Raw genomic sequence first — 9,573 nt, 5'->3', positions numbered from 1 at the left:
CATCAGTATCTCTTTGAATAATAATATCAAAGGTAGTTAAGGTTTCTAATCCATCCTGATCTGTACCTCTTACTGTAACTGTAATTTTTTCTTCTTCATGATCGTTATTTGCCCAGTTAACACTAGGAACGGTACCTGTAATTTCACCAGTTGCTGGATCTATATTTAATCCTTGAGGTGCATTTACTAATTCATAGTTGATATTTTCTTTATCAGCTTTTACTACTACTTTATCTATTTCTGTAGCTTGACCAGGTTTTTCAATTTTTGTTTGTGTTTTTGGTTCTACAGTTAAATTGAATCCAGTACTTCTATATATTACATTAATATCGGTGTCTTGAGTAAATTGACCTTCTAATGTATGAGTACCAAGATCAAAATCTCCTTTATCCCAACCTTTATATTCATAGCCAGCTTTAGGAGTAATCTTCGGAGTAGTTAATTGAACTTTAACTTTTGGATTTACATGATATGAAGTTTCACCTTCCATTGTACCTTTATTGTTATCATTTATAAATGTAACTGTTACATAACCTTCTGGTTTTTCTTGTGTTCCAGGTATTACATCTGGTAGGTTTTCAGTAACTATGAATTTCGCAACTGAAACTTGATCGATGTAAATAGTTTTATCTCCAGTATTAACTGGTACAGATATTAGAACAGGAATTTCAATTTCAGTCCCTGCTTCAACAGTGTCTGGAACTTTTACAGTTACTTCACCAGTTGTTTCATTTACAGATACTTGATATCCTTCTGGAACATTGTAAGGAGGTCTTACTTCTACCTTATCATTGCCATCTCCTAAAGATAAACCAGGATCAAGTTTGAACTTTGTGCCTTCTGGTGCTTTATTCTTTTCAACAATATCTTTAGTAGCTAAATTATCCCCTGTTGGAGCAAGATTTGTTTTTTCACTTCCTTTTTTTACTTCAGCATCTTGATAGATGAAACGATCTATATTTGTAGCTATAAAAGAATCTACAAGCATAAAGTCATCATCAAATGAAGGATTGTCTACATGACCAAAATATACAGTTGAAAAATATGTTACAACACCTTTTATATCTCCAGGTACAGTAATTGGGTATGAATTAATAGTTCCATCAGGACTAGAAACGAATTTTTCAGTCTTAACTAATTTGGTTGTACCATCTTCACTACGTGCAAACCATGCTAATGTGTAATTTTCGTTTGGAATTAATCCCGATGTTTCATTTTCAACGTAATCGCCAGGACCAGCAAATTTTGATATTGAATCATATACTAAAACATCATGCATTGGTTTAGGTGTGGTTAATGCAAAATTTACATTATAAATATTATCAGAACTTGCATTAAATACTCCGTATCCATCAACTGCCTTAAAATGAGGTTGATTAAAATTTAATGAATATAAGTCATAGTTTTTAACTAAAGGTTTTACCATTAAATAATCTTTATTGATATGTCTATGTTTTTGACCAATAGTTCCATTCCATTTCATTAAATTTGAATTATCTCTATCTTCTTCAGTAACTACTTTTCCATATTCTTCACCGGAAACTTTCCAAGATACTTTTGCCCCACTATTTTGTTTGTTTCTGTCAACACCGTATAGACCATTAAATGGTATATAGTATTCTCCATTTTCACCTGTTGTTGTAACTACAGTTTCTGCTATAGCAGCACCTTTTACACCCTTTTCTAAATCATATTTTTCAATGATTTCTTTTTGAGCATTTGTAAAATCTGTACTATTTGCATTTGGATGATTTTTCTTCCATTCATCAAATAATTTTGCAACATCATCATTAACATAAGATGCTACGACTTTTACACCTGCGACAAATACATCTCTTGCATTGCCACTATATAATTGTTGTTTTGGAGAACCTGCTAAGGTATTTCCTTCATACCAAAGAGTTCCTTTTATTCTACCATAGTTCCCTAAATCTGTGTTGTCATGAACTTTCCATTCAGCTTCAGGCTTAACCATCCATGTGTGATCTTGATTTTTTTGCCAGATAAATTCAGAACCTACAATTCTATTAACCCCGACTGTAAAATCCCAAGATTCTCGAACTCTTTGTAATCTAGTACGGAAAGCACCTGAATAATAATCGTCACCTGATACAACCGCACTATAACCAGGTAATTCATCGGACCATGTTCTTATTTTAAATTTAGAATCTCCTGCAATTTCAAACACTGCAGCTTGTCCAAATATATTTTCTACAGGCTTAGATAAATCAAAATAGAATGTACCATCTTCATTTGTCGTTGTATAATAAATAGGAGATACGAATCCTTCTCCGTTAATCCATTGCAAATAAATCTTATGATTTGCAACAGGTTTATCTACGCCTTTATCATAGCCATAAATACTATTGCCATTTTCAATCCAAGCTCTACCTTGATATCCACGTTTTTGATTATTAGAGCCTGGAGAATAAATAGCATTTTGTTCTGCATTTACATTTTTAATGGCTTTGTTTATGGGTAAAAAACCTAAAATCATAAAAAAAGCTAATGCTAAAGCAAAACATTTTTTAGCTTGTTTTCTCAACATTTTTTCCCTCCTTATGTATGAGATAAATAATTAGACAATTAATTAAAAATTTGTCTAATTATAAGAGTATATAAATAATATAAATTTGAGATTTTTATATTTACGAATTGTGAATTAAAACTCATATATATATATATATATATACATGTTTAAAAATATAGCATAATCATCTAGAGTTGTCAAAAATATGTGACAAGAATTAATGAAATATAATATTTAAATTTCGATTTCTAATAAATTTTCTCTATGCTATAATCATAAAGAGGTGAATTATGAAGCAAGCATTGTACAGGAAATATAGACCAAATACATTTGATCAAGTTTTAGGTCAGGAAAATGATGAAGCTCATATGATTACAAATGAAGGGTTTAATGCACTTTTAAAAAATTATGGAAGAACCACCCAAGCATTTAATTTTCATATTAGCGACAACCGAAATAAAAAAAATACCAGATACTATTTTATCTAGAACACAAAGATTTGAATTTAAATTTATATCTAAAAGAGATATTAAAAAACAAATTAATACAATTTTGTATAGAGAAAATATCAAAATGGATGAAAAAGCTATTGATATTATTTCTAATGTAAATGAAGGAGATATAAGAGACGCGCTTTCTACACTAGATCAAGTTATATCAATAGGGAATAAAGTAATAAACACTGATGATGTATATGACTTACTTGGTATATTTTCAGATGAAATTAAAATTGAATATAGTAAAAATGTATTTGATAAAAACTACGATGAACTTATAAAATTAATAGATTTAGAACTAAATAGAGGTAAAAATCCTAATACCTTTATAAAAGAAATAATTGTCTTTTTTAAAGATTTGCTATATATAAAGATTGGGCAAAAATCGTATAATTTTGATGGCTTGATTGAAAATATTTCTATAAATCAATTGGTAAACTCTATAGACATTTTGTTAGAGTACGAAGAAAAGATGAAGAAATCCAATAGTCAAGATTTGCTACTAAAACCATGTTCTATACGCTTAATTGACTATATGCCACGAAGTGTTTTGGAATCAAAAATAAAAACAGTGCAGACAAATAATGGCAGAGAATTTTGCAATGATAGAGAACAAAAAAAATCAGCATTTGAAAAAGTATTAGAATATCTAGATATAAAGTATATAAGAACAAGACCATACTTACCATGGCAAAATGGAGTAGTAGAAAGAAGTCATAAGATAGACAACGAGATATTTTACAGTAAAAGAAGATTTAAGAGTGAAGAAGAAATGTATAAAGCATTTAAGAAATATAGTGTAAGGACAAATAATATAGCAAGAAGAGTATTAGGATTTAAGACACCAAATGAAATAGCTGAAAGTTATTTCAAAAAGGCATCATAATAATACAAACAAAACATATCCCAGTCAAGGTACGCTTCGCTTTTCTACTTGACAGAAATATGATTTGTTTGTAGATAATAAATAAGCCCTTTGAAAAATGTTATTAAATGGTTTTCTTGTCACATATGTTTGACGACTCTAGAATATTACCTAAAAAAGTGATATTTTCATCTTTAATTGAAAGTGTTTTTGATATATAATTAGAAATGTTAGTAAACATTGTGTACTCCTTTGTTTTTGTGTCGTTACTTTAATTTTAGGATAAAAGTTACACTTTGTATTCTAATTTTTTTATTTTAAAATAAAAAGCAGTGAAGGTGAATTTTATCCACCAACACTATTTATTGTAGAACCTTTTTTATTTTTTCTTAAAAATAAACAATTTAGATCCAATGTAATTTGAAATTAAAACAATTAAATTGGATAAAATTTTCATTATTAGACTATTAAATTTAAATAAATCTACGCCAATATACATAACTGAAGTATCAAAAACTCCTGTTAGTAATCTAACTGAAATAAAAGAAACAAGTTCTTTAATAGCTATCTTTGCATCCCATGATTTACTATTAAACACCCATATTTTATTGGTTACAAATGCAAAAATCACTGATAAAAACCATGCAATTATATTACTTGTTACATTTGATACATTAAATACATTATAAAATAGATAATAAGATACTATATTTATAAGTGTAGTTATTCCTCCAAAAAATATGTAAAGAATTATACCTTTATACTTTTCATGCATTTTAAGTAAATTTTCTTTATTAATCTTCATCAGGTATGTACTCCATAATATCTGCAGGTTGACAATTTAATGCTTCACAAATAGAATTTAAGGTTTCGAATCTTATAGCTTTAGCTTTATTATTTTTTAAAATTGATATATTTGAAATTGTAATACCTACTTTCTCTGAAAGTTCTGTTACGGACATCTTCCTTTTTGCTAACATTACATCAATATTTATCATTATCATATCGTTAAGTCCATTTCTAGCTGTAAATCAGCACTCTTTTCTACTAACAAAGCCAAAGGATTAACCAAAATGTGTCCTGCTAATAAGAAAAATATAAATAATATCCAAATAATTAAAAATTGGAAATTATGCATGTCAGCCAATGTCATTACAATATTTACTATTACAGAAAACAACAATGTAAATAATATTTTTTTATCAATAATTCTTATAATTTTAGCGTTTTCGTGAGTAAATACATTCCCATTTTGTAAATTATCCAACATTTTTAGGACATCTTTTATACCAATAGTAACCATAAAAGAAACAAAATATATTATCGCAAGCCATATGATTATCATACTTTGATTACTTTTATCTTTTAAAATAACTTTATATCCATAATATGTAGAAACACCTATTCCTGAAAATAATACTAAAATCATAAACAAATATGCTAAATATTTAATATTTAGCAAACTTTTTTTCATCTTATGATCTATAAACGTTTTACCTTGCATATCCATAACAACTCTCCTTTAATTAATTATATCAGACCATTTATCGTTATACAATATATTTTTATTGTTTTGTATACTCCTTAAATTTTATATAAATAGATCCTTTATATTCTATAATTGAACCTTTTTTAGGGTAAATAGGCATATCATAAATTGTATTTTTAAGATTTTCATCTTCGATTTTTACTAAATCTTTATTCCATATTTCCTTGACAGGATTTGTAAATCCAGAATATCTTTCAGGATATAAATACCAGAAATAATGCATAGTTATCTTTTCATCTAAAAGCGTTGATTTCAATACATCTTTGGTAGTATATTTACTTGTAAATTCATTTGTAATATTTGGATTTCCTATAAAATAAACTGGCTTATTTTTGTCATAAAATGGCTGTTCTTCAATTCGTGATAACACCCTAGTTGTGTATGAAGCTAAATTTTTCCCATCAACATCCAATGTCATATATACCTTATTAGTTACAATCAAGAAATTTCCTATTGTTAGTAAGAATGCTATTGCTGAAGCGCATAACGATATTGTGGTTAAATTCATCTTTTCTTTAATTTTCAACTTAGAATAATTTTCAAATATCATTATAAATAAAATGTAAACTGCTATATAACCTTGCAACATTCTTAATCCTATTGCAGAATTAGGTGCTAAAATAAATATACTATTCACTGAAATTGGAAGTATTAAAATTAGTAAACAAACAAATATCAATTTTTTAATTTCTAATTTTCTTATTAAATTTATAAATAAGAATGTCATTCCTACAAAAATAATTGTATTTACAATAGTATAAAATCCAAACTGATCATAACTATCTAAAAAGAAAAATCTAAAAAATTCGTAGAAAGTACTCAATATAGAAATAGGTAAATCTTTAAGATTTAGCACTCCCATTTTATCTATTCCCTGATATTCTGAAAGTTGAATACTAAAAATATATTTTACACTTATTACATATAAAGTTAATGATGATATATATGAAAATAATGCTATAAATAATTTTTTTAACACAAAATTAAAATTATTCTTCTTATTTATTATTTCAAAAATATAGTAAATAATTACTATTGAAGCAGCTAACCCCAAATATGTTTGATATATCGCTAAGGATAGGACAGTCAATATAATTGATCCTACAAATCCATATTGATACTTTATCATTAGATATGCCCCCAAAATTATAAATAATTCTCCAAGTGCATAAGCATCAGCACTATTCATATATGGAAAAAGAGCTGCATTTGTAGGAAAACAAATCATAATTGCGGATAATAAAATTATATGAAATTCTTTTTTTATCTCAAATAAATCAGCAAGTAAAGCACTAGAAATAGCTGTATAAAAAATTATAAGGCCACCATTAACCCATGGCATACTAAAATTTGAGCTTATAGATGCAGCATAATGTAAAAACCATCTTCCAGATGTACTAAAATCCATATTATGTACCAATTGGTCTATATCATCATGATTTATTAATTTATTTGTTAAAGCGTAAAAATGACATATTACTCCAAATAAAATTGTATATAAGAAAGCCTTTTTTACATTTTTAGGTATCTTTTTATTTAATTCTTCAAAAATTTTACTTGGCATAAGTCCCTCCATATTTATATTAATTCTATTTTACTACAAAAATTCAAATTATATTATATAATATATATAAATATTTTTTTAGGAGTAATTATGAATAAACTTTGGATAGTAATCCCTTGTTATAATGAAGAAGAGCTCTTGCCTATAACTGCACCTCTATTTTTAAATAAAATTAATAGTTTAATAGAAAAAAATTTAATCGATAAGAATAGTAAAATATTATTTGTAGATGATGGATCAAAAGATAAAACTTGGGACATCATAAATAAATTATCATTAGAGAATGATAAAGTTATAGGCATTAAACAAAGTAGAAATCGAGGACATCAAAACGCTGTATTAGCGGGACTTATGGAAGCAAAATCAAAATGTGATATAACTATATCTATTGATTGTGATGGACAAGATGATATAAATGCAATGGATGAAATGATTCAAGAATACAATGAAGGCTGTGAAATTATTTATGGAGTTAGAGATAATAGAGAAAGTGATACATTTTTCAAAAGAACTACTGCTCAAGGATTTTACAAATTTATGAATGTAATGGGTGTTGATACTGTATATAATCATGCTGATTACAGATTAGTAAGCTCAAAAGTCTTAAATGAATTTTCAAATTTTAAAGAAGTAAATTTATTCTTAAGAGGAATGTTCCCACTAGTAGGCTTTAAGAGTACTAGTGTATTTTATAAAAGAAATGAAAGAATAGCTGGAAAAAGTAAATATCCATTTTTCAAAATGTTAGGACTAGCTATTGATGGTATTACAAGTCTTACGATAAAGCCAATAAGAATAGTAACTTCAATAGGAATATTTGTAAGTTTTTTAGGCTTCATAGGTGTAATTTGGTCTATGATCCAAGCTTTTTTAGGCAATACAGTTACTGGTTGGGCTTCAATTGTTTCAATAATTTGCTTCATAGGTGGAATACAACTTATAAGTTTGGGAGTTATTGGAGAATATGTGGGAAAAACATACATGGAAACAAAACAAAGACCAAGATATATAATATCTGATAGGACTAAAAATAATGAATAATAAACTAAAATCAATATTTAATAATTTGATATTTTCAATTAGTTTTTTAGTTTTGTTTTCATTATTAATTGTCTCAACATTCCAATCTACTTTTATAAGATTAAATGAAAAAGTAACTTTTTTGTACTTTGACTATTACTGGATATTATTTTTATTTTTACATGTTATATTTTTATTTTTTATAATAAAAAATAAAAATATAATAAATGAAAAAATATTTTTTGTATTATTAACTACTATTTATATTTTAATAGCTGGATATTTAATAATAAATATAAGTCCAATAATACGTGCTGATGCAAATATTGTATATAAAGTTGCAAACCAATTAAGAAATGGGATATACGATTATTTTAATCCCGGTATGTATATGAACTACTATCCACATCAACTAGGGTTAGTTTACTACAATTATTTATTAGGATTTATATCTTATTCGACAAAATTTATATTTTTTGTAAATTTTATTGAAGTTGTAGCTATAAATTATGCAATGTACAGAATAATAAAAATTTTATCTAAAAATAATAAGTTAAAAATTTTAATAGGAATATATCTATCATTTGCATTTACTCCGCAATTATTATTTATAAGTTTTGCATACGGACTAATCCCTGGCTTCTTATTTATGATTTACGGAGTATTAAATATATTAAAATTCAATAAATATGGAAAGATTAAAAATTTAATATTAAGTATAATATTTTTAATAATTTCCTGTTTAATTAGAAATAATTTTATTATAGCAGTAATTGCAATAGCGATATACGAATGGATAACTTTAGATAATAAGAAAATAATTGCATTAAAATTTTTATTAGGATTTTTAATATTAAATTCTGCAACAGGATTTTTATTAAAAAATATAACATCACATATTACAAACATAAAAATATCTAAAGGAATGCCTAAAATTTTATGGATTGCAATGGGAACAGATATAAATAACAATAGATTGGGCCCCGGATGGTACAATGGATATCATACAAATGTTTTAGAAGATATGAACTATAACTTTGATAAAGCAGGAAAAATTGGAAAAGAAAAAGTCCTTCAAAATATTAAAGAACACTTATCTTCTCCATTAAAATCTATTTCTTTCTTTTCAAAAAAATTTGTTTCAACATGGAACGAGCCTACATTCCAATCCATTTGGAGTGGGCCACAAGATAGATTAGATCAGATAAATTATTCAAATATTACAAAATCACTTTATGGAGAAGGTAATATATTTTGGATTAACTATGAATATATGAAAGCAACTCTTTACCTAATCTATTTAGGGATTGCTATATTTTTAATCAAAGATTATAGAAAAAAATATGCTTTATTTTTAATTTACTTTTTAGGTGGAGTTGCATTTCACTTAATCTGGGAAACTAAAAGTCAATATGTTTATCCATATGTATTTTTAATGATCCCATTAGTTGTAAATGGTGTAGAAATAATATATAAAAATCATGTAAATTTTAATGCAAATAAACATTACAGGTAAATCATTTTTAACAATTAATGTATTTTTTATAT

Annotated in this window: 9 protein-coding genes; 4 read left to right on the top strand and 5 right to left on the bottom strand. The window is 26.3% G+C overall.

What is annotated here, in order from left to right; translation table 11 throughout:
• A partial coding sequence (locus ABGF48_RS08250) for a Rib/alpha-like domain-containing protein (RefSeq protein WP_408105863.1) occupies window positions 1-2,548 on the bottom strand: 2,548 nt, incomplete at its 3' end.
• Between the two features lie 272 nt (window positions 2,549-2,820).
• Between ABGF48_RS08250 and ABGF48_RS08245 the strand changes: the two genes are divergently transcribed.
• Both ABGF48_RS08245 and ABGF48_RS08240 read left to right on the top strand, forming a co-directional pair.
• Window positions 2,821-3,018 carry a hypothetical protein gene (locus ABGF48_RS08245; RefSeq protein WP_408105862.1) on the top strand — a complete coding sequence of 66 codons (198 nt, stop codon included), beginning with the start codon at window positions 2,821-2,823 and terminating at the stop codon, window positions 3,016-3,018.
• Window positions 2,939-3,913: a hypothetical protein gene (locus tag ABGF48_RS08240; protein ID WP_408105861.1), complete on the top strand. Its 975-nt coding sequence runs from the start codon at window positions 2,939-2,941 to the stop codon at window positions 3,911-3,913. The genes ABGF48_RS08245 and ABGF48_RS08240 overlap by 80 nt, the downstream gene beginning before the upstream one ends.
• Before the next feature lie 358 nt (window positions 3,914-4,271).
• On the opposite strand, the gene ABGF48_RS08235 is transcribed toward ABGF48_RS08240, so the two are convergent.
• From ABGF48_RS08235 to ABGF48_RS08220, 4 genes are read right to left on the bottom strand one after another with little or no spacing between them, the layout of a single operon-like run.
• Window positions 4,272-4,697 carry a GtrA family protein gene (locus ABGF48_RS08235; RefSeq protein WP_408105860.1) on the bottom strand — a complete coding sequence of 142 codons (426 nt, stop codon included), beginning with the start codon at window positions 4,695-4,697 and terminating at the stop codon, window positions 4,272-4,274.
• Window positions 4,687-4,896 (bottom strand): helix-turn-helix domain-containing protein, encoded by a 210-nt coding sequence (locus tag ABGF48_RS08230; protein ID WP_408105859.1) that lies wholly within the window; start codon window positions 4,894-4,896, stop codon window positions 4,687-4,689. The genes ABGF48_RS08235 and ABGF48_RS08230 overlap by 11 nt, the downstream gene beginning before the upstream one ends.
• On the bottom strand, window positions 4,893-5,402 hold the full coding sequence (locus tag ABGF48_RS08225) for a DUF2975 domain-containing protein (RefSeq protein WP_408105858.1): 510 nt from the start codon (window positions 5,400-5,402) through the stop codon (window positions 4,893-4,895). The genes ABGF48_RS08230 and ABGF48_RS08225 overlap by 4 nt, the downstream gene beginning before the upstream one ends.
• 55 nt (window positions 5,403-5,457) lie before the next feature.
• Window positions 5,458-7,005 (bottom strand): glucosyltransferase domain-containing protein, encoded by a 1,548-nt coding sequence (locus ABGF48_RS08220; RefSeq protein WP_408105857.1) that lies wholly within the window; start codon window positions 7,003-7,005, stop codon window positions 5,458-5,460.
• A gap of 90 nt (window positions 7,006-7,095) precedes the next feature.
• On the opposite strand from ABGF48_RS08220, the gene ABGF48_RS08215 reads away from it, so the two are divergent.
• Together ABGF48_RS08215 and ABGF48_RS08210 are read left to right on the top strand one after the other, a co-directional pair.
• Window positions 7,096-8,046 carry a glycosyltransferase family 2 protein gene (locus ABGF48_RS08215; RefSeq protein ID WP_408105856.1) on the top strand — a complete coding sequence of 317 codons (951 nt, stop codon included), beginning with the start codon at window positions 7,096-7,098 and terminating at the stop codon, window positions 8,044-8,046.
• Entirely contained in the window at window positions 8,039-9,541 is a 1,503-nt protein-coding gene (locus tag ABGF48_RS08210; RefSeq protein WP_408105855.1) for an LTA synthase family protein, read from the top strand. The genes ABGF48_RS08215 and ABGF48_RS08210 overlap by 8 nt, the downstream gene beginning before the upstream one ends.
• Window positions 9,542-9,573: the final 32 nt, after the last annotated feature.

The organism is Helcococcus bovis (genome assembly GCF_046035835.1).
Classification (GTDB): Bacteria; Bacillota; Clostridia; order Tissierellales; family Peptoniphilaceae; genus Helcococcus; species Helcococcus bovis.
This window is presented reverse-complemented; position numbering and strand designations above follow the sequence as displayed.

Bases quoted from the DNA above. Each gene is read 5' to 3' on its own strand.
- ABGF48_RS08245 (WP_408105862.1), top strand. From the start codon at position 2,821: ATGAAGCAAGCATTGTACAGGAAATATAGACCAAATACATTTGATCAA.
- ABGF48_RS08240 (WP_408105861.1), top strand. From the start codon at position 2,939: ATGGAAGAACCACCCAAGCATTTAATTTTCATATTAGCGACAACCGAA.
- ABGF48_RS08235 (WP_408105860.1), bottom strand. From the start codon at position 4,697: ATGAAGATTAATAAAGAAAATTTACTTAAAATGCATGAAAAGTATAAA.
- ABGF48_RS08230 (WP_408105859.1), bottom strand. From the start codon at position 4,896: ATGATAATGATAAATATTGATGTAATGTTAGCAAAAAGGAAGATGTCC.
- ABGF48_RS08225 (WP_408105858.1), bottom strand. From the start codon at position 5,402: ATGGATATGCAAGGTAAAACGTTTATAGATCATAAGATGAAAAAAAGT.
- ABGF48_RS08220 (WP_408105857.1), bottom strand. From the start codon at position 7,005: ATGCCAAGTAAAATTTTTGAAGAATTAAATAAAAAGATACCTAAAAAT.
- ABGF48_RS08215 (WP_408105856.1), top strand. From the start codon at position 7,096: ATGAATAAACTTTGGATAGTAATCCCTTGTTATAATGAAGAAGAGCTC.
- ABGF48_RS08210 (WP_408105855.1), top strand. From the start codon at position 8,039: ATGAATAATAAACTAAAATCAATATTTAATAATTTGATATTTTCAATT.